12 protein-coding genes are annotated in these 19,650 nt (G+C 62.1%); 2 read left to right on the top strand and 10 right to left on the bottom strand.

Going from position 1 to position 19,650, the window contains the following annotated elements:
* Positions 1-34 precede the first annotated feature (34 nt).
* From BLW55_RS14120 to BLW55_RS14095, 6 genes are all read right to left on the bottom strand, one after another.
* The gene (locus tag BLW55_RS14120) at positions 35-610 is read right to left on the bottom strand and encodes a NifU family protein (protein WP_007008143.1); all 576 of its coding nucleotides are present in this window, start codon (positions 608-610) and stop codon (positions 35-37) included.
* Positions 611-702: 92 nt separating this feature from the next.
* Positions 703-1,194: a universal stress protein gene (locus BLW55_RS14115; RefSeq protein WP_007008142.1), complete on the bottom strand. Its 492-nt coding sequence runs from the start codon at positions 1,192-1,194 to the stop codon at positions 703-705.
* A 92-nt stretch (positions 1,195-1,286) separates the two neighbouring features.
* On the bottom strand, positions 1,287-2,354 hold the full coding sequence (gene trpS, locus BLW55_RS14110) for a tryptophan--tRNA ligase (protein WP_007008141.1): 1,068 nt from the start codon (positions 2,352-2,354) through the stop codon (positions 1,287-1,289).
* A gap of 72 nt (positions 2,355-2,426) precedes the next feature.
* Complete coding sequence (locus BLW55_RS14105) at positions 2,427-3,620, bottom strand: acyltransferase family protein (protein WP_090329221.1); 1,194 nt, start codon at positions 3,618-3,620, stop codon at positions 2,427-2,429.
* A 53-nt stretch (positions 3,621-3,673) separates the two neighbouring features.
* On the bottom strand, positions 3,674-5,248 hold the full coding sequence (gene murJ / locus BLW55_RS14100) for a murein biosynthesis integral membrane protein MurJ (RefSeq protein ID WP_090329220.1): 1,575 nt from the start codon (positions 5,246-5,248) through the stop codon (positions 3,674-3,676).
* Between the two features lie 250 nt (positions 5,249-5,498).
* Positions 5,499-8,297, bottom strand: coding sequence for a [protein-PII] uridylyltransferase (locus BLW55_RS14095; RefSeq protein WP_090329219.1), 2,799 nt, complete (start codon positions 8,295-8,297; stop codon positions 5,499-5,501).
* A gap of 134 nt (positions 8,298-8,431) precedes the next feature.
* On the opposite strand from BLW55_RS14095, the gene BLW55_RS14090 reads away from it, so the two are divergent.
* Positions 8,432-9,391 carry a small ribosomal subunit Rsm22 family protein gene (locus BLW55_RS14090; protein ID WP_090329218.1) on the top strand — a complete coding sequence of 320 codons (960 nt, stop codon included), beginning with the start codon at positions 8,432-8,434 and terminating at the stop codon, positions 9,389-9,391.
* Positions 9,392-9,405: 14 nt separating this feature from the next.
* Here the strand turns inward: BLW55_RS14090 and mutS are convergent, their stop codons facing one another.
* Positions 9,406-12,054: a DNA mismatch repair protein MutS gene (mutS, locus tag BLW55_RS14085; protein ID WP_090330005.1), complete on the bottom strand. Its 2,649-nt coding sequence runs from the start codon at positions 12,052-12,054 to the stop codon at positions 9,406-9,408.
* Between the two features lie 225 nt (positions 12,055-12,279).
* On the opposite strand from mutS, the gene BLW55_RS14080 reads away from it, so the two are divergent.
* The gene (locus BLW55_RS14080) at positions 12,280-14,565 is read left to right on the top strand and encodes an NADP-dependent malic enzyme (RefSeq protein ID WP_090329217.1); all 2,286 of its coding nucleotides are present in this window, start codon (positions 12,280-12,282) and stop codon (positions 14,563-14,565) included.
* Positions 14,566-14,637: 72 nt separating this feature from the next.
* Here the strand turns inward: BLW55_RS14080 and BLW55_RS14075 are convergent, their stop codons facing one another.
* The 3 genes from BLW55_RS14075 to BLW55_RS14065 all read right to left on the bottom strand — a co-directional run bounded on the left by BLW55_RS14075 (position 14,638) and on the right by BLW55_RS14065 (position 19,637).
* The gene (locus BLW55_RS14075) at positions 14,638-16,002 is read right to left on the bottom strand and encodes a hypothetical protein (protein ID WP_090329216.1); all 1,365 of its coding nucleotides are present in this window, start codon (positions 16,000-16,002) and stop codon (positions 14,638-14,640) included.
* 208 nt (positions 16,003-16,210) lie between these two features.
* Positions 16,211-17,086, bottom strand: a complete 876-nt coding sequence (gene olsB, locus BLW55_RS14070; protein ID WP_090329215.1) for a l-ornithine N(alpha)-acyltransferase — start codon at positions 17,084-17,086, stop codon at positions 16,211-16,213.
* A 256-nt stretch (positions 17,087-17,342) separates the two neighbouring features.
* Positions 17,343-19,637 (bottom strand): PAS domain-containing hybrid sensor histidine kinase/response regulator, encoded by a 2,295-nt coding sequence (locus tag BLW55_RS14065; RefSeq protein WP_090329214.1) that lies wholly within the window; start codon positions 19,635-19,637, stop codon positions 17,343-17,345.
* Between the last annotated feature and the right edge of the window lie 13 nt (positions 19,638-19,650).

The raw sequence follows: 19,650 nt of genomic DNA, 5'->3' as shown, positions 1-19,650 counted from the left end.
GTTTTTTCTTGTCTTGATCCTGACGCGGGAGCGATCAGAGCACCTGTTCGACTTCCCGAACTTCCGGAACGAAATGATGGAGCAGGTTCTGGATGCCGTGCTTCAACGTGGCCGTGGAAGACGGGCAGCCCGCGCAGGCACCTTTCATATGCAGAAAGACGGTGCCCTTCTCGTAGCCGCGAAAAGTGATGTCGCCGCCATCCTGGGCAACCGCCGGGCGTACACGCGTATCGAGCAGCTCCTTGATGGTCGAAACAATTTCCTCATCCGCCTCGTCGTAGAACTCGCCTTCGTCGGAAACCGGAAGGCCGCCGAGCCCTGCCTTGGCCATGACCGGCTGGCCCGACATGAAGTGCTCCATGATGGTGCCAAGAATGGCCGGCTTCAGATGCTGCCAGTCCGGACCGTCCTCTTTGGTGACGGTAATGAAGTCATAACCGAAGAAGACTCCAGTCACGCCGGAGACCGAAAACAGCCGCTCGGCCAGCGGCGATGTCTCTGCCGCCGACTCCGCCTCGCGGAAATCGGCCGTTCCTTCTTCCAGAACCACCCGGCCAGGCAGGAATTTCAGCGTCGCGGGATTGGGGGTCGCTTCAGTCTGAATGAACATGGTGGTTTTCCGATCTGGCGTTTCTTGGAATGATTCTAAAATAGGTGGAATCGCTCCGGTGTTCAAGCGCACATATGGGGAGCGTCGCGCCCCTATGCCAGGCTTTCGATTTCCTCGTCGCTCAGATTCTGCGGCACGACGGTGACGGGGATGGGAAAAGCGGCCGTCTTACCGGCAATGGACGAGACCAGCGGCCCCGGCCCTTCCTTGGAACTGCCCGCTGCCAGAACGAGGATGGCGATGTCCTGGTCCTCTTCGATCAGCTTGTGAATCTCGTCGGCGGACTTGCCTTCGCGCACCACGAGTTCCGGCTCGATGCCGATTGTCTCGCGCACCTTGGTGGCATGCGTGTCGAGTGCTGCATTGGCCGTTGCCGTCGCTTCCTCACGCATGATCTGCTCGACCCCCAGCCAGTGCTGGAAGTCGCCGGGTTCGATCACGAAAAGAAGCACCAGAACGCCATTTGTCGACTGGGCGCGCCGCGCCGCGTAGGCAACGGCCCGCTCGCATTCGGGCGTGTCATCAATGATGGCAAGGAACTTGCGGCGGTGTCCCGCCTCGCGGATCAGTCGCTTGGAGACCATTCACACGTCCTGTTTCGCCGGCGAGTGACCCGCCATTTCCGCGCAATCTGCCATCGCGAACGGCTTTCGGCAAGACGGGGTGTTCAAAGGGCTCACCCGTCGATGAGCCCGATGATCTCGCGCACCATCTTCATGGTCGCTTCCGCCTTCTCGCGCGCCCGGCCGGCGCCTTCACGCAGAACACCGTCAATATAAGCCGGATCCGCAAGAATGCGGCGCATCTCGCCGGCGATCGGCGAGAGTTTCTCGACCGCAAGCTCCGCCAGCGCCGGCTTGAACTCGGAGAATTGCCGCCCACCGAACTCCGCAAGCACATCCGCCTTGGTGGCACCGGAAAGCGCGGCATAGATGCCAACAAGGTTCTGCGCCTCGGGCCGCTCGGCCAGGCCGTCCACTTCTGAAGGCAGAGCCTCGGGGTCGGTCTTTGCCTTCTTGATCTTTTTGGCGATGGCGTCAGCGTCGTCCGTAAGATTGATGCGCGACAGGTCGGACGGGTCCGATTTGGACATCTTCTTGGAGCCGTCACGCAGGCTCATCACACGGGTGATCGCGCCTTCGATGAGCGGTTCGGTCAACGGGAAGAAGCCGTTCACCTTTTCTTCGCCCACCTCCATCTCCACGCCATAGCCAAGCTCGGCAATGCGCCCGGAGAAGTCATTGTTGAATTTCTGCGCAATGTCGCGCGTCAGCTCGAGGTGCTGCTTCTGATCGTCCCCTACCGGAACGTGGGTGGCGCGGTAGACGAGAATGTCAGCCGCCATCAGGCTCGGATAGGCGAGCAGACCGAGGGACGCGTTCTCACGGTCCTTGCCGGCCTTGTCCTTGAACTGCGTCATGCGGTTCATCCAGCCGATGCGCGCGACGCAGTTGAATATCCATGCGAGTTCTGCGTGCTGCAGCACCTGACTCTGGTTGAAGACGATGTTCTTCTTCGGGTCGATGCCGCTCGCCAGGAAGGCGGCGGTGATCGAACGCGTCTGGTCGGCCAGATCGTCATGCGCCATGGTCGCGGTCAGCGAGTGCAGATCGACGACACAATAGATGCACTCATGGCTGTCCTGCAGCGCGACAAACTTCTGCAGCGCGCCCAGATAATTGCCGAGGTGAAGATTGCCCGTCGGCTGAACGCCGGAGAAGACGAGCTCCCTGAATTCGCTCATGGATCGTTCCTGAATGCCTTTTGAAGCGCGAAAACCGCGCGCCATGGCTTATGAACGACGCGAAACCGGCAATCAAGCCCCACGCACCGATTGCGTTTCCGCTCCGCCGGCGGGCAAGGGCCGACCGCGCGGTGCGAGCCCCGCCAGAATGCCGCTCCGGCCGGGCAGCCACTCAACCGCGATGGCGAACAGGAACGAGCCGGCAAACGTCGCAGTCAGAACCAACGCATATTCGGTCCAGACGCCAAGTCCGAGCGGCAGAACATAATAGAGCGCGGCCAGAACCACGGTCTGATGCACGATGTAAAGTGGAAAGACCTTGCGGTTGAGCCATGAGACAGTAACACTCGGTGCGTTCAGATGCTTCGCCGTAAACCCGCACAGCGCCAGGATCATCGTCCATGCCAGCGCCATCAGGAGCGTCTTGAAGAGCGGCGTCATGGTTTCATAGTCGCCGATGAAAGCACCGCCGGTTCCTGTCCAGGAAAAGAGGTAGAGCGCCGCCGTCAGCGCTGCTGCCAACCCGGCGCTTTGCCAGCGTAAACCCACGACATTCCCAATCAGCGCTTGATGGTATCTGGCGAAAAGAAAGCCAAGCCCGAACCAGCTCGCCCATACCGCAAACCAGGCGCCGTCATTGTAGAGCGCATTGGTCTGGCGCGGGAAAACGGGCGACAGCACAAGATTGAGCACGAGCGGCAGTAGGAAGAGCAGGTAGACCGATCCGGAGCCTGCCACCCGTTGAAACCAGTCGGTCACCGGCTTCATGAAGGGCTGATCGATCAGCCGGAAAACCGGATAGCAGACGATGGTCATCACCAGCAGATAGGCAACGAACCACATATGCGCCCAGGTAAAATTCCCGTCGGGATATTTGCCTTCGGTGAAATAGCGCGTGAGCCAGAACGTCAGGAAGGAGCCCTGATAACCCTCCTCATACATGCGTTCATACCAGACCTGCGGAACGATGATGACGCACATGGCGAAAATCAGCGGCGGGAAGAGGCGCGTGAACCGGCCGGTCAGAAAGCTGAGATCGTGGCACCGCCGATAGACGAACCAGGTTCCCATGCCTGACACGAAGAAAAGCAGGGCAAGCCGCCAGGCGCGTGGGTGTTTCATGATCAGCGACAGGGTGGTGCTGCCCTCCGGCGCCTCGATCAGCCATTTCATGTCCGGGAAGAAGGCGACCGAAGCGTGATAGGCGATCAGCAGCATGAACGCGGAGACACGCAGAAAATCGATATAGTAGAGCCGTTGCTGCATGCCTCTCCCCCGGAACAATGAGGCGATGCTAGATGCACCGCCTTCGCATTCCGTTAATGGGAGACGTTCTTGCGGTCCCGCCGCCGGGCACGGGCAAGCTCCTTCCGGTCGATCCCACCGGTTGCAAGCGCCACGCCGAAATAGGCAACCGCCGCGAGCACGACGATGGCGACAACGGTGAGAATGCGTACGATCAGAAGGTCGTGCCCGACAAACTGCGGTAGACCTGTCAGCATTCCCCAGACGACCACGCCCATCACTGCGCTGGCGAGCAGCATGAAAGCGATGCGCCGCAGGGTTAGCGACGAAGGTCGGAAATCGCCACGCCGCCAAAGGGTGACCGCCAGAAGAAGCACATTCACCCAGGCTGAAAGCGAGGTTGCCGCGGCGATCGCCACATGGCCGTAGACGGGGAAGAAGAGCAGGCTCGCTGCAATGTTCACCACCACAGTGATCAGCGAGAACCACATCGGCGTTTTCATGTCTTCGCGCGCGAAGAAGGCCGGCTGGAACACTTTCGTCAGCACATAGGCCGGCAAACCGCTGGCGAAGGCGGCGAGCGCGGCAGCTGTCATTGCCGTATCGAGTGCCGTAAACTGACCGCGCTCATAAAGGATGGCGACGATGGGGGCCGGCATGACCATGAGCCCTACGGCGGCCGGCAGTGTGAGCCCCAGCGCGAACTCCATGGAGCGGTTCTGCAGGTGCTGCGCATCGGCGTGATCGCCAGCCTTCAGGGCGCGGGAAAGCTCCGGCAGAAGCACCACGCCCACGGCAATGCCGATGACGCCGAGCGGCAGCTGGTTGATGCGGTCGGCGAAGTTCAGGAGGCCGATGGCGTTGTCCTGAGTGGAGGCGATGATCTGCCCGACCAGCAGGTTGATCTGCATGATGCCGCCGGTCAGAAGCGCCGGCGCCATGAGCACAAGCAGGCGTTTTACACCAGGCGTGAGGCGCGGACGCCGCACCCGCATGGAGTAGCCCGCGTGACGCGCACCCTGTATCAGAAAGAACAGCTGTGCCAGACCCGAGGCGAACACGCCCCAGGCAAGCCAGATGCCCGTCTGGCGCGGGTCGAACTGCCAGAAAAGCGCGACGAGCAGAACCCCGATCAAAATCACATTGAGAAGCGTCGGCACCAATGCCGCCAGGAAATAGTGGCGCATCGCATTCAGAATGCCGGAGAACATGGCGACCAGCGACATGCAGAACAGATAGGGGAACATGATCCGCGTCATGATCACCGTCAGGTCGAACTTCTCCGGCGAAGCGGCAAAGCCCGGTGCGATGATGGTCGAGACCAGAAACGGCATTGCGAGCATGGCGGCGGACGAAAGCGCCAGAAGCACCGTCATCAGAACGGCCAACACATCCTCGCCAAAGCGCCGTGCGGCCTCAACACCACCGCCCTCCATCTCCTTGGCGAAGAGCGGAATGAAGGCGGTGTTGAACGCCCCTTCGGCGAAGAGCCGGCGGAAGAGGTTGGGAAAGCGGAACGCAGCATAGAAGGCGTCCGTAACCGGCCCAACGCCAATGGCGGCCGCAATCAGCGCTTCGCGCGCAAAGCCGAGGATGCGGCTTGCCATGGTCGCGCTGCCGACACTGGCGAATTTTCCGATGAGACTCATGGGTAGGAAGACCTGAAAATAGGTGCGGGATGGGGGCCGCAATCCAAAGAATTGCAATGCTGAGATGCGCTGGCATGGATCCTCGGGTCAAGCCCGAGGATGACGAGCTTCTTCAGTAGTGCCTGCGCCGCTGCATATACGAGTGATCGGCCAACCAACCCCGTCGTCATCCTCGGGCTTGACCCGAGGATCCATGCCGGAACGATTCTCCCTCCGCTACCCCGCAAAACATCATCCACCGCCACCATGCTCATTCGGCAGCCGTCCGCGATTTGCCTCTCACCGATCGCTCCACGCCGCTTTCCAGCGTTTTCAAAAGCGCCTTGCGGATCGCATCCAGTCTGTCGGTGCTGACGATCTTCTGGCCGGTGAGATCGGTCACGTAGAATGTGTCGATCACTTTCTCGCCAAACGTCGTGATGTGTGCCGAGGCAATGTCGAGCGAGAGGTCGGACAGCGTTTCGGTTACTTCCGAAAGCAGCCCCGGACGATCGAGCCCCCTCACCTCGACAACGGAAAAACGGTTCGACAGCGTGTTGCCGATCTCAACGCGCGGCTCGACGCGGAAGGCGCGGGTGCCGCGGCGCGGTTTTGCGCGCTTCTCGATCATGTCGGGCAGATAGGATTTGCCCGAGAGGACATCCTCGATGAGCCTGCGCACGCTTTCGGCCCGTCGGCGCTCATCGGCATCGAAATCGAACTCGCGGTTGATCAGGATCGTATCCAGCGCGCGACCATGGGTGGTGGTGAAAATCTGCGCGTCGACAATGTTCGCGCCGGCTGCCGAGCAGGCACCGGCGATGATCGACAGGAGGCGCGGGTGGTCCGGCGCGAACACCGTGATCTCGGTCACCGCCTCGAATGTGTGCGGCTTCACCATCGTTGCAAGAGGCCGTTCCTGCCTGTCGGCATCGCGGATGAAATCCGCATGGCGTATCTGGTCATCCAGATCGACGGCCAGCAGATAGGCCGAGTAGTGCAGATCGAGATAGTCCTCGATGTCCTTTTCGGGCCAGCCGTGCTCTTCAAGCGCGCCTGCCAGCCGCTGGCGCGCCTCGTCCGCACGGGTGGAGCGCGGCGCTTCGGAGAAGCCACCGGTCAGAAGCACTTCGGTCTCATAATAGAGCGTGCGCAGAAGCTGGCCCTTCCAGCCATTCCACACGCCGGGCCCGACGCCGCGAATGTCGCAGACGGTCAGCACCAGAAGCAGCTTTAGCCGCTCCACGGACTGCACCATGTCGGCGAAGTCCTGGATCGTCTTGCGGTCGTTCAGATCACGCGTCTGGGCAACCATGGACATGTCGAGATGATGCTCGACCAGCCAGGCGATCATCTCCGTTTCCTTGGGATCGAACCCCATATGCGGACACAGCCTGCGGGCGATCCGCGCACCCGCCGTCTCGTGGTCTTCCGGCCGCCCCTTGGCGATGTCATGCAGAAGAACCGTGGTGTAGAGCACTTCGCGCCACGGCTTTAGAGACGGCATCAGCGAATGGGAAAGCGGATGCAGCTTCTCGCCGTCGCCATGTTCGATCTCGGACAGGACGCCGATGCAGCGGATGAGATGCTCGTCGACCGTATAGTGGTGGTACATGTTGAACTGCATCATCGCCACGATCTTGTTGAAATCGGGGATGAGCTTGCCCAGAACGCCGGCCTCGTTCATGCGGCGCATGTTGAGCGCAGGATCGCGGTCGGACGTCAGCACATCCATAAAGAGGCGGTTGGCCTCTTTATCACGGCGCAGATTTCGGTCGATCAGCTTGAGCGAACGGGTGAGCAGCTTCAGCGCCTCGGGGTGATATTCGAGACCGTGCCGATCGGCGAACCAGAACAGCCGCAACAGGTTCACCCGGTCGCGCTCGAACACACCTTCGTCCGCCACGTTGATGCGGTGATTGTCGACGATGAAATCGCTGGTGCCTGCAAGTTTTCTGCGGCGGCGCGAGAAATTCATGAAAAAGCGGTTGAAGCCGGGCACGTGCTTGCCCTGTTCTTCCTCAAGCGCTGCACAGAAGATGCGTGTCAGGTCGCCCACGCCCTTGGCGGTGAGGAAGTAGTGCTTCATGAAGCGCTCGACCGCCGACAGGCCAGGATGGCTCGTATAGCCAAGCCGCTCTGCGATATCGCGCTGAATATCGAAATGCAGCCGCTCTTCCGCCTTTCCGGTGAGAAAGTGCATGTGGCAGCGCACCGCCCAGAGAAAATCTTCCGCCTTGCGAAACTGGAGATATTCCTTGCGGGTAAAGACGCCCTGCCCCACCAGGTCTTCCGCGCGGCGCACGCGGTAAAAATATTTGCCGATCCAGAACAGCGTGTGCAGGTCACGCAGGCCGCCCTTGCCGTCCTTCACATTGGGCTCGACCAGATAGCGGCTCTCGCCCGCCTTGGCATGACGCAGGTCGCGCTCGGCAAGCTTGGCCTGGCTGTATTCGGCCCCCGTATCCTTGACCACTTCCTCGTCGAAACGCTCGACCATCTCTTCGTAAAGAGGTTTTTCACCGCAGATGAAGCGCGCTTCCAGAACGGCAGTGCGGATCGTCATGTCGGTGCGCGCCTGGCGGATACACTCGTCGATGTTGCGGGTGGCATGGCCGACCTTCAGCCCCATGTCCCACAGCATGTAGAGCACATATTCGACGATCTGTTCGCCCCAGGGTGTCTGCTTGTAGGGAAGCAGAAACAGGAGATCGATGTCGGATCCGGGCGCCAGCGTGCCGCGCCCATAGCCGCCGACGGCGACAATCGCCAGGCGTTCTGCCGACGACGGGTTCTGTGTCGGGTAGATGTGCGTTGCCGCAAAATGCTGCACCTCAGTGATAATCACATCCATCAGATGCGAGAGGCGGGCCGCGCAGGCCGTGCCGCCGCCATCGTTCATCAGCATGGTTTCGGCGGCTTTCCGGCCTTCCGCAATGCGCGCCTTCAGCGCTTTCATCACGCTTGTGCGCAGTTCTGAGCCGCTCGACTTTTCGGCATAACCTGCGAGCTCGGCGCGCAGGTCTGCGCCGTCTATGATCTGGTCGAGCTTGAGTGGAACCTTGGCCATGAGCTTTCCGAATTGGCGGCGCTGTATAGCGTGTTTTCGCGCGCGGCGAAACGGCTGTCAAAAGTTACGGTTGCGGCTTTTGCCCCCTGCCGTTATGTCGCACCGGTTTCGCACACCAAGCATCCAGGTTTCAAATGGAGCTTCCCGCCCCGCTGCGCCAGGCAGTCGACGCACTTCTGGTAGGCACGCCGCTTTCCGAGATACAGGACGCCGCCAGGCGCCTGTCGAAGCGCTATCGCGCCGAAACCCGCGACGGCAGCTTGCATGTGGGCGATGCGCTGGCGGCAAAAGCCTATCTGGCAACCCGCCTTCCCGCCACCTATGCCGCCATACGCCAGTGTCTTTCGGAAACAGCAGCACGGCGTGAGGATTTTGCGCCATCACGCATGCTCGATGTGGGCGCCGGCCCGGGCACCGCGCTCTGGGCTGCTCGCGCGGAATGGCCGGAGCTCGATACCGCAACGCTGGTCGAAACGAGCGCTACCATGCGCGAGACCGGCGCGAGGCTTGCTGAAGCTCTTCCCGTGGAAGCCAGGTGGCATGCGGCAAGCGTCGAAGACGGTCTCACCGATATCGCGCCGGCCGACCTCGTGACGCTCTGCTATGTTCTGGACGAACTTGCTCCGGCGGTACGCGAAACGCTGATCGACCGCCTCTGGGCGCTGACCGCCGACACGCTGGTGATCGTGGAGCCAGGAACGCCCGCCGGATGGCAGCGCATTCTTGCCGCACGCGACCGGCTCATCGCCCTTGGCGGCCACATTCTCGCCCCCTGCCCGCACCACGCGCCCTGCCCGGTGACAGCGCCCGACTGGTGTCATTTCTCCCGCCGCGTCGCCCGCTCGCGCCTGCACCGCACGGCCAAGGGCGGCGAGGTGCCGTGGGAGGATGAAAAATTCAGCTATCTGGCGGTGTCTCGCCACAAGCCCGACGAGCGCCCCGCCCGCGTGCTCGCCCCACCGAAAACGGCAAGCGGCATGGTGCGCCTGAAACTATGCACCAGCGACGGCGCGCTGGACGAGCGCCTCGTCACCCGCCGCGAAGGCCGCACCTTCAAGGCCGCCCGCAAGGCCGACTGGGGCGATGTGCTTTAGGCTGGTAGCGCAGCCTATTTCTCAGCTGCGAGCTGCTTCAGCCGATAGAGCGCCTCCAGCGCTTCACGCGGTGTCATGTCATCAGGGTTGATCGCCAGCAGTTCCTCGCCAATCCGATCCGGCGTCTTCGACGCTTTCGCTTCCTGTTTCGCCGCCACCGAGAAGAGCGGCAGATCGTCGATCAGTTTCGACGCCTTGCCGGAGGTCTCGCCCTCTTCGAGCTGCTGGAGCACCTCGCGCGCGCGCTCCACCACCGCATGCGGCAGACCGGCGAGCCGTGCCACCTGCACACCGTAGGAACGATCAGCCGCGCCGCGTCCTACCTCGTGCAGGAACACCACGTCGCCCTCGAATTCCTTCACCCGCATGGTGACATTGGAGAGCCGTCCGAGCTTTTCCGAAAGCGCGGTCATCTCGTGGAAATGGGTGGCGAATAGCGCCCGGCAACGGTTCTCTTCATGCAGATATTCAACCGCCGCCCAGGCGATCGACAGGCCGTCGAACGTCGCCGTGCCCCGACCAATCTCGTCGAGAATCACCAGCGCGCGCGGCCCCGCCTGATTGAGGATCGCCGCTGTCTCCACCATCTCGACCATGAAGGTCGAACGGCCACGCGCCAGATCGTCGGATGCGCCAACGCGGCTGAACAGGCGATCCACCACGCCGATGCGGGCGACAGATGCAGGAACGAAGGAGCCCATCTGCGCCATCACCGCGATCAGCGCGTTCTGGCGCAGGAAGGTCGATTTACCGCCCATATTCGGGCCGGTCAGAAGCCAGATCGCTCCCGCATCCCCCTTGCCCGTCGGCGAGAGGTCGCAGTCATTGGCGACGAAAGGCTCGGCCAGTTGCCTGCGCAACGCCTGCTCCACCACGGGATGCCGCCCGCCTTCGATTTGAAAGTCGAGACTGTCATCCACCTGCGGGCGGCAGTAGTTTTCCGCTTCCGCCAGTTCGGCAAGTGCGGTCGAAACATCGAGCACCGCTAGCGCATCGGCAGCAGCGCGGATGCGGTCGGCGGCGGACACGGCTTCCGACAGCAGTTGATCGAAGACACCAAGCTCGATCTGCAACGCCCGGTCGGCGGCGTTGGCGATCTTCGTTTCAAGTTCCGCCAGCTCCGTCGTGGTGAAGCGCATGGCGTTGGCCATGGTCTGGCGGTGGATGAAGCGCGCCTTGGCCTCGTCCGTGCCATTCATCACGCCGGCATTGTTGGCGGTCACCTCGATATAGTAACCAAGCACATTGTTGTGCCGGATCTTGAGCGATTTGACGCCCGTCTCCTCGGCAAGCTGGCGCTCCATCCCGGCGATAACCCGGCGCGACTGGTCGCGCAGCGCGCGCATTTCATCGAGCTCGTCATTGTAGCCAGCGCAGATGAAACCGCCGTCGCGCTTCAAGAGCGGAAGCTCATCGGAAAGCGCTCGCGACAGATGGGCAGCAAACTCCATGGGCAGGCCGGCAATACCCGACAGCGCCCCGGCGATCTCCGCAGGCGCGTCCTTGCCCTGAAGCAGCTCCGCCACGCCATGCGCGGCCTCGAAGCCGGAGGCGAGTGCGCCGAGATCGCGCGGGCCGCCACGGTTGAGCGCCAGCCGCGAGAGCGCGCGGGCGATGTCCGGCACACCCTTCAAAAGCCGGCGCACATCGTCGCGCAGGCCCGGCTCGCCAAGGAAGAACGACACCGCATCGAGCCGCGCGCCAATCGCTTCCGGATCGGTCAGCGGCGACATGAGCCGCTCGAAGAGAAGCCGGCTGCCAGCACCCGTCACCGTGCGGTCGATGGCTTTGGCAAGACTGCCATCGCGGCTGCCCGAAAGCGTGCGGCCAAGCTCCAGATTGGCGCGGGTGGCGGGGTCGATGAAGAGGCTCGCGCCTTCATCGTCGCGCTCCGGCCGGCCAAGCGGCGGACGCTCTGCCTTTTGGGTCTTCTCCACATAGGCGACAGCACCGGAAATGGCCGAAAGCTCGGCGCGGGAATAGCGGCCAAAGCCTTCCAGCGTTGCCACGCCATAAAAGCGCGTCAGGCGCATTTCGGCAGAGGCGGAATCGAACAGGTTCGCCGGTTGAGGGTTCGCCACCCGGCCCAGAACATCAAAGGCAGGCCGGAAGGCCTCATCATAATAGACGGCCTCGGGCACGATCAGTTCGCGCGGGTCGATGCGAAGCACATCGGCCAGAAGCCGGTCGGGCCGCGTCGGCGCGACCCGAAACGCGCCGGTGGAAATGTCGATCCAGGCGAGCGCAAGGCTCTCATCCCCGCCCTTCACCCGGCCAAGCGCCATCAAATAATTGGCCTCGGATGGATCGAGCAGCTTTTCCTCGGTGATGGTGCCCGGCGTGACCAGCCGGATTACATCGCGCCGCACCACGGATTTGGAGCCGCGCTTCTTCGCCTCGGCAGGGTCTTCCATCTGCTCGCAGACGGCCACGCGGTAGCCAAGGCCGATCAGCTTCTGCAGATAATCGTCCGCCGCATGCACCGGCACGCCGCACATGGGAATGTCGTCGCCCTGGTGCTTGCCGCGCTTGGTGAGCGTGATGCCCAGCGCCCGGCTGGCAATCTCTGCATCCTCGAAGAACAGCTCGTAGAAATCGCCCATGCGGTAAAACAGGAGCGAATCGGGATTGGCCGTCTTGATCTCGATATATTGCGCCATCATGGGCGTTGCCCCGGCGGCGGCCTGCATTGCCTTGTGGCGCATGGGCGTTTCGTCGTTCAAGGAAGGGCTCCCGGCCTTTGCATTGGCTTTGTACTGGCTTCAAATCAACAGCTTCAATCTGCTTGGCCATTTACTGGGCAAAAGTGTAGCCTTATGCACCCGTCACTGGCAAAACTCCACAGAAAGCATAAGCCAGAGCCCGTCTCCCGGAGGAAACAAGCCGACATGCCCAACGATAAAAAGTCCGAACGTCAGGGACCGTCCGTCAGCCCGCAGGAAGCGCTGGACTTCCACTCATCCGGCAGACCCGGCAAGCTGGAAATCACCCCCACCAAGCCGATGGCGACGCAGCGCGACCTCTCACTCGCCTATTCTCCGGGCGTTGCAGTTCCCGTTCAGGCCATTGCCGAAGACCCGAGCCGCGCCTTCGACTACACGACGCGCGGCAACATGGTGGCCGTCATTTCCAACGGCACGGCGATCCTTGGCCTTGGCAATCTGGGCGCGCTTGCCTCCAAGCCGGTGATGGAGGGCAAATCCGTGCTCTTCAAGCGCTTCGCCGATGTCGATTCCATCGACCTTGAGGTCGACACGGAAGACGCCGACGCCTTCATTAATTGCGTCAAGCTGCTCGGCCCCTCCTTCGGCGGCATCAATCTGGAAGACATCAAGGCGCCTGAATGCTTCATCATCGAAAGCCAGTTGCGCGAGCTGATGGACATCCCCGTCTTTCACGACGACCAGCACGGCACGGCGATCATCGCGCTCGCCGGCCTCATCAACGCGCTGCACCTCACCGACCGCGACATCAAGACGACCAAGCTTGTCTGCAATGGCGCGGGGGCTGCCGGCATTGCCTGTATCGAGCTTGCCAAATCGCTTGGCCTCGCGCCGGAAAACGTCTTCCTCTGCGATACGAAGGGCGTGGTCTACAAGGGCCGCGAGGAAGGCATGAACCAGTGGAAATCCGCCCACGCGGTGGAAACCGACAAGCGCACGCTGGCCGAGGCGCTGGAAGGGGCGGATGTGTTTTTCGGCCTTTCGGCCAAGGGCGCGCTGACGCCGGCCATGGTGCAATCCATGGCGAAAAACCCGATCATCTTCGCCATGGCCAATCCCGACCCGGAGATCACGCCGGAGGAAGTGGCCGAAATCCGCACCGACGCCATCATGGCGACGGGTCGCTCGGACTATCCCAACCAGGTGAACAACGTCCTCGGCTTCCCCTACATCTTCCGTGGCGCGCTCGATGTGCGCGCGACCACCATCAACGACGCGATGAAGGTGGCCGCCGCCGAGGCGCTGGCCGAGCTTGCCCGCAAGGACGTGCCGGACGATGTGGCCGCCGCCTATCAGGGCAACCGCCCCAAATACGGCCCCAACTACATCATCCCCGTGCCGTTCGATCCGCGCCTCATCTCGGCCGTGCCGGTGGCTGTTGCAAAGGCGGCGATGGATTCGGGCGTTGCCCGCCGCCCCATCCTCGACATGCAGAAATATGAAAACGAGCTTTCGGCCCGCCGCGACCCGCTCGCCTCGACGCTGCAGCGCATCTACGACCGGGTGCGCCGCCAGCCCAAGCGCGTGGTCTTCGCCGAGGGCGAGGAAGAGCAGGTGATGCGGGCTGCCGCCTCCTATGTGAACCAGAAGCTTGGCACCGCCATCCTGCTCGGCCGGGAAGAGCAGATCCGCGAGACGGCGCGGCAGGCGGGCGTCGATCTTTCCAAATCCGGCATCGAGATCATCAATGCGCGGCTTTCGCGCCGCAACAGCATCTATGCCGATTACCTCTATGAGCGCCTGCAGCGGAAGGGCTATCTCTTCCGCGATGCGCAGCGCCTGATCAACAACGACCGCAACCATTTCGCCGCAACCATGGTGGCGCTGGGCGATGCGGATGCGATGGTGAGCGGCGTGACGCGCAACTATTCCACCGTGCTCGACGATGTGCGCCGCGTGATCGACGCGCGCCCCGGCCACCGGGTGATCGGCGTCACGCTGGCGCTCTGCCGCGGGCGCACCGTGCTGGTGGCCGATACGGCGGTGCACGACATGCCCAATTCCGAGGAGCTGGCCGACATTGCCGAGGAGGCCGCCGGACAGGCCCGCCGCATGGGCTATGAGCCGCGCGTGGCGATGCTCGCCTATTCCACCTTCGGCCACCCGCCGGGCGAACGTTCCGAGCGTGTGCAGGAGGCGGTGAAGATCCTCGACAAGCGCCGGGTCGATTTCGAGTATGATGGCGAGATGGCCGCCGATGTGGCGCTGAACCCGAGCCTGATGCAGCAATATCCCTTCTGCCGCCTGTCGGGCCCCGCCAACGTGCTCGTCATGCCCGCCTTCCACTCCGCCTCCATCTCCACCAAGATGCTGCAGGAACTGGGCGGCTCAACCGTCATCGGCCCGCTTCTGGTGGGGCTGAACAAGTCGGTTCAGGTGGTTTCGCTCAACGCGAAGGATTCCGATATCGTGAACATGGCGGCGATTGCGGCTTATAATGCGGCGGTTTGAGGGGGGATGAAGAAGGGGCTTTGTCGCACTGCCGCATCTCATCCTAAGACGGCTTAGGATGAGACCGGAGATTCAGTCGGCAGTTGCCCCCTCTTCTTCCTCAGCTATCCGACCGCCCTCACCGCAGATTCCATCTTCCGTGGCAGAGACTTCTCTTATCCTCGGTGCAGAAGGTTGCCATGCCTTGATGCGTTGGCCCGCGCGTTCGTAGAACTCCGGAACCAGTTTTTCTATATCGACTATAAAGTTCTTCCTCTGCCCAAACCGCCCCGCTAGGTTACGAACGAGACAAACTTCCAAAGTATGCAATTGAGCATTCGTCCTATCCTGAGAAATTATATCCGGATTTTCACGCAAAGTCGCTAAAGCGTGCTGAGTATAAACTCCCGGACCGGTCCAGTGCAGACGAACGAATAAGTCCTCAGGCGCTTCATTATTCAGCTGACGCAACAGCCAGTTCAACCTTGCCGTAGATTTGACCTTGTCAGCTGGAGCGCGCACCTTCATTGAAGCTGTAACTGTTTTCGTTTTCAGGTCGACGCAGAAATCCAAGGCTCCAGCAGCATCTCTTATATCCCAAGAGGTGAGTATGACGCTGTTCTTACTCAATTCCTCAAGATCTGATTTGAGCCGCGCTTGGCTATCATTCCGGTGGACACGTGGAAGACGTGTAGCGACTTGAACCCCGATCTTTCGTGACAGTATCAATGAGAGATCTCGCGCTTCTTGATACCAAGCATCGATGACCTCTTTGGCAAGTGGCGAGCGATGTGAAATCGCACTTCCATTTGCGACCGACTGCACCAATTCAGTCCAAGCGGCCGGCATACTGTCGAAGCCTTTCACACCAGCGCTATCGTGCGTTAGAAAACGAGCCAGTTCTACGAGAACACCTTCCTGGTCCTCATCTGCGACCTCGTCGTTCTGAAGCAAGAGATCAACCTGTGTGAGAATATGCATCCAAGACCAGTGATAGAGTGCCACCTTAGACACGGCGCGCCTTGAGACTGGCACTGGATGCTCGTTAGGAGCAGGAGTAAATTGATTTGAAATTGTGATGACAGCATCAACATCATTGGCGCGAGCTAACTCCAGATATCGCTCCAGCTGATTTGGGTTGAGCTCCGCATTTCCGACCTTTGCTTCGACCAAGGCCTTCCATTCACGACGTCCGACTTTGAGAACGATCAACCCATCCGGCCTATCGCCTTTGGTCTTCTCATCCTTCTTGAAACACACTTCAGTGTAGCAAATGACCCGAGCCCGCGAACCCGCGCGCTGCCCGACGGTGGAGAGCATCGCACGCCCGAACTCTTGGACATGCGCCAAACATGCCAGCACAACCGAAGTCGTCCTTCCTTCTTTAGAAGTATCTGAAAGAACGGGGAATAATCGTGCCTTCTCGCCCTTTGTGAGATATTCTGGAATGGAATTCATAAATTCTCCCCCTAGGTCACCCATCGCAATACTGCTGTGAGGGAGTAAAAATCGCAAGCGCCTTAGCGAAACGCGCTTCTTGATATTTTAAGGGGCAGCCCAAGAATGCGAAGACTGCCTCAACGCTCGGCAAGGCAGCCTTTGCAAAAGTAAAGCGCGAATAATATTTCTAAAAATATTATTATCCGGCAAAAAGCCAATCCGAAACTCAAGCCGCAAAGCGCTGCGCTTCCGCCCCATAGTAATTAATATACCGGTCCGAGATTGCCTCCACCGGCAGCACGACGAACACATCCGTGGTGCCGAAATCATGGTCGATCACGCAGCCATCGCCAAAGCGCGCGCCGAGGCGCAGATAGCCTTTGACGAGGGGCGGCATGGCGGCAAGCGCCGAGCGGGTCTGGATCGCCTCCTTCGGCATCAGGTCGAGCGGGGCATAGCGGCTGGCGACGGCGCGCACATGCCACTCGGCCTCCACCTGGCAAAAATGCCCGAGGAAGGAGAGCGCTTCCGCATGGGCGGCCGGCACCACGCCGGGGAAGGAGGCGCAGCCCATCATCACGTCGATGCGCTTCTTGCGGCAATAAGCCCAGATGCCCTGCCACAGAAGCTCGATCGTGCGCTTGGTGCGGTAGGGCGGCAGAACGCAGGAGCGTCCAAGCTCCAGAAAGCGGCGGCCCTGGTGGCGGGCCATCAGCGTTTCGATGGCGAATTCGTCTGCGGAATAGAATTTTCCGGCCCGGCGCGCGCCTTCCGGCGTCAGAAGCCGGTAGGTGCCGACAATGCGGTCCACATCCTCGCCCGGAAGCGCGGTGTCGAACACCAGAAGATGATCGCACACGGCATCGAACGCATCCGCATCGCGGTCGGCATTCAGCGCGCCGAGCGGCGCTTTCGCGCCCATCTCATTGTAGAAAATCCGGTAGCGAATGCTCTGGGCCGCGGCAATCTCCTCCTCGCTGCGCGCAAGGCGCACTTCGAGCGAGCCGATGCGGCCCAGAAGCGCATCCTCGGCATCGCCGGCGAGCGGCGGCCTTGCGGCCTGGTCATCGAGAGGGGCCCGGTTCAGCGTGATGCCCTGCATTGCTGATTCTCCTCCGCTTGGCGTTGACGCTGAAATAGTGATCGCTTGCGACAGAACTATGACACTACCGTCACACGGGGGTAGGCGGCAAGCAGGTCTTGGGGCGCGGGCACCGCCCCTGCTCCACCGGCAGCACCTTCTGCGAAACCCGGCCTCGCTTCTCAATGGGTCCCGGGTCAGGCCCGGGATGACGCGGTGGTGCGGGGAGAAGGAGGCCGTCACAGCGGGGGCCGGACCGGTATGTCCCACCCTGTTCTCAGGCCGTAACCTGCAATTCCAGCGCGGCCAGAAGTTCGTCCGGGTCGAGCGGCTTGGTGACAAAGCCATTGGCGCCATGGGCGAGCACGCCGCTGCGCGTCTCTTCCTGCCCGTCGGCGGTGAGAACGAGGATGGGCAGTGGTGCCAGCCCTGTTTCCTCCTCGTGACGGCGGATGGCGTTGATGGCGTCGAGCCCGTCCATCACCGGCATGTGCAGGTCCATCAGCACCGCGTCGAAGCGCGTGCCCGGCGCGCTCACCGCCTCCACCGCCTCGCGCCCGTTGGAGACGAGCGTCACCCGGTGCCCGGCTCGCGACAGTGCCGCGCGCGCCAGCATGGCGTTGATCTCGTTGTCCTCGGCGACAAGGATGTTGAGCCCGCCCGCACGCCGGCCCATGGTCCCGGCATCATGTGTGCGATCATGCGTTTCCGCAGCCGGCCAGGTGGCCTCGCTCTTGCTGCCCAAAAGCTGGCGCAGCAGTGTCCTGCCCCGCACGGGCCGCGCGAGAAACGCGCCATAGCCGCTGGCGCGAAACGCGGGAAGCCGCCCGCGCTCGGATGGCGTGATCAGCGTGAGCGCGCGGTCTCCGCCAACGCCCAGCGCGTGCAGACGGGTGATCAGCGCGCCATCGTCGCTTTCAAGCGAGGCGTCGACCAGCACCGTGTTGAACGGCCGGCCGCTCTCTTCGGCAAGTCGTGCCGCATCCTCCGCAGTGGCGGCGATCGCCGCGCGTCCGCCATGCACACGCACGGTCATGGCGATGGTTTCGGCCTCCTGCGCGAAGGGCGAGAGAATGACGGCGTTGACCTCTTCGAGCACGGGCTCGACACGGCCCGCCTCTTCCGCCTCCGCACCCAGCGGCAGGAGCACGGCAAATTCCGAGCCCTCGCCCGGCGTGCTCGCCACGCTGATTGCGCCATTCATCGCGTCGACAATGCGCTTGGTGATGGCAAGGCCGAGCCCCGCGCCGCCATGGCGGCGGGTGGAGCTGCCGTCCACCTGTTCGAAATCCTTGAAAATGCGGTTGATGTCGTCCTTTTCGAGCCCGGGGCCGGAATCGGAAACGGCAATCCGCAGCGCCGGCGCGCCATTCTTCTCCGCCCGCGAGACCGCGACCGTCACCCCGCCCTCATCGGTGAATTTGAGAGCATTGCCGAGCAGGTTGATCAGCACCTGGCGCAGCCGGCCCGGATCCGCCGTGATGGTTTCGGGCACATCCGGCGCGATGTAGCAGCCAAGGCCGATGTTCTTTGCAAAGGCGCGGGCAGCCAGAAGCTCGACGACGTTTTCCACGAGCTCGTTCACCGGAAGCGCCTGAGGCTCCAGTTCCAGCCGCCCCGCCTCGATCTTGGAATAGTCGAGCAGGTCCTCGATCAGCGCCACAAGCGCGCTTGCCGAGGTGGAAACCGCGCCCACATAGGTGCGCTGCTCGGGCGTCAGTTCCGTGTCTGCCAGAAGCGTCGCCATGCCCATAATGCCGTTCATCGGCGTGCGGATCTCATGGCTCACCGTGGCAAGGAAGCTCGATTTCGCGCGACTTGCCTGTTCGGCGCGTTCGCGCGCGTTGATCAGCGCCGTCTCGGCCCGCTTGCGGGCGGTGATGTCGCGCGCAATGGCCCGATGCGACACCGAATCCGCGCTGTCATCGCGCACCGAGTGCTCGATCCATGAATACCAGCGCACCCCGCCACGCGTGTGGATCGCCACATCGGTGGAGCTCAGGCATTCACCATCGGTGAAGGCGGCATCCGGCACGAGGCCGATATCGATGCCAAGCTGGCTCAGCGTGCGGCCCACCAGGGTGGAAGGGTCGCGACCCAGAAGATCGGCAAACACGCGGTTCACATAGACGATGCGGCCGCTCCGGTCGCGGTGGACGATCAGGTCACCCAGCGCATCCACCAGCCCGTGAAAGCGCTCCTCGCTTTCGCGCAGCTCCCACATGCGGTCGGCCAGTTCTTCGAGCTCGCCGCGATTGACCGCTTCGGATTCAGCCAGAACCGATGCCATGCGTCGATCCACCATGGACGCGCGAAATGCGAGCGCCAGCGCAACGCCGCCCAGCGCCAGAAGCGCCATGCTGACAAGCGGCGAGGCACCGGTCAGATGACTCAGCCCCGCAATCAGCAGAATCGCCAGGCCGATGGCCAATTCGCCATGATGCGTCGGCACGGGAAGCCGCACCGGCGCCAACGCCGGTGGCCTGATGCGGATCCTCTTGCGCGGCTGCCGCTCTGGAGAAAGCGTCCTTGCCGGCTTCGGGTCGCCTTTGTTTTTCCCCGCCATTGTCATGGCGAGAACAATA

The organism is Nitratireductor aquibiodomus, assembly GCF_900105565.1.
Classification (GTDB): domain Bacteria; phylum Pseudomonadota; class Alphaproteobacteria; order Rhizobiales; family Rhizobiaceae; genus Nitratireductor; species Nitratireductor aquibiodomus.
The sequence above is the reverse complement of the archived record's forward strand: the minus strand, read 5'-3'. Positions and strand labels throughout refer to the sequence as shown.

What these genes read in the sequence shown, in the direction of transcription:
- BLW55_RS14120 (WP_007008143.1), bottom strand. Translation starts at nt 610, where the DNA reads ATGTTCATTCAGACTGAAGCGACCCCCAATCCCGCGACGCTGAAATTC.
- BLW55_RS14115 (WP_007008142.1), bottom strand. Translation starts at nt 1,194, where the DNA reads ATGGTCTCCAAGCGACTGATCCGCGAGGCGGGACACCGCCGCAAGTTC.
- trpS (WP_007008141.1), bottom strand. Translation starts at nt 2,354, where the DNA reads ATGAGCGAATTCAGGGAGCTCGTCTTCTCCGGCGTTCAGCCGACGGGC.
- BLW55_RS14105 (WP_090329221.1), bottom strand. Translation starts at nt 3,620, where the DNA reads ATGCAGCAACGGCTCTACTATATCGATTTTCTGCGTGTCTCCGCGTTC.
- murJ (WP_090329220.1), bottom strand. Translation starts at nt 5,248, where the DNA reads ATGAGTCTCATCGGAAAATTCGCCAGTGTCGGCAGCGCGACCATGGCA.
- BLW55_RS14095 (WP_090329219.1), bottom strand. Translation starts at nt 8,297, where the DNA reads ATGGCCAAGGTTCCACTCAAGCTCGACCAGATCATAGACGGCGCAGAC.
- BLW55_RS14090 (WP_090329218.1), top strand. Translation starts at nt 8,432, where the DNA reads ATGGAGCTTCCCGCCCCGCTGCGCCAGGCAGTCGACGCACTTCTGGTA.
- mutS (WP_090330005.1), bottom strand. Translation starts at nt 12,054, where the DNA reads ATGATGGCGCAATATATCGAGATCAAGACGGCCAATCCCGATTCGCTC.
- BLW55_RS14080 (WP_090329217.1), top strand. Translation starts at nt 12,280, where the DNA reads ATGCCCAACGATAAAAAGTCCGAACGTCAGGGACCGTCCGTCAGCCCG.
- BLW55_RS14075 (WP_090329216.1), bottom strand. Translation starts at nt 16,002, where the DNA reads ATGAATTCCATTCCAGAATATCTCACAAAGGGCGAGAAGGCACGATTA.
- olsB (WP_090329215.1), bottom strand. Translation starts at nt 17,086, where the DNA reads ATGCAGGGCATCACGCTGAACCGGGCCCCTCTCGATGACCAGGCCGCA.
- BLW55_RS14065 (WP_090329214.1), bottom strand. Translation starts at nt 19,637, where the DNA reads ATGACAATGGCGGGGAAAAACAAAGGCGACCCGAAGCCGGCAAGGACG.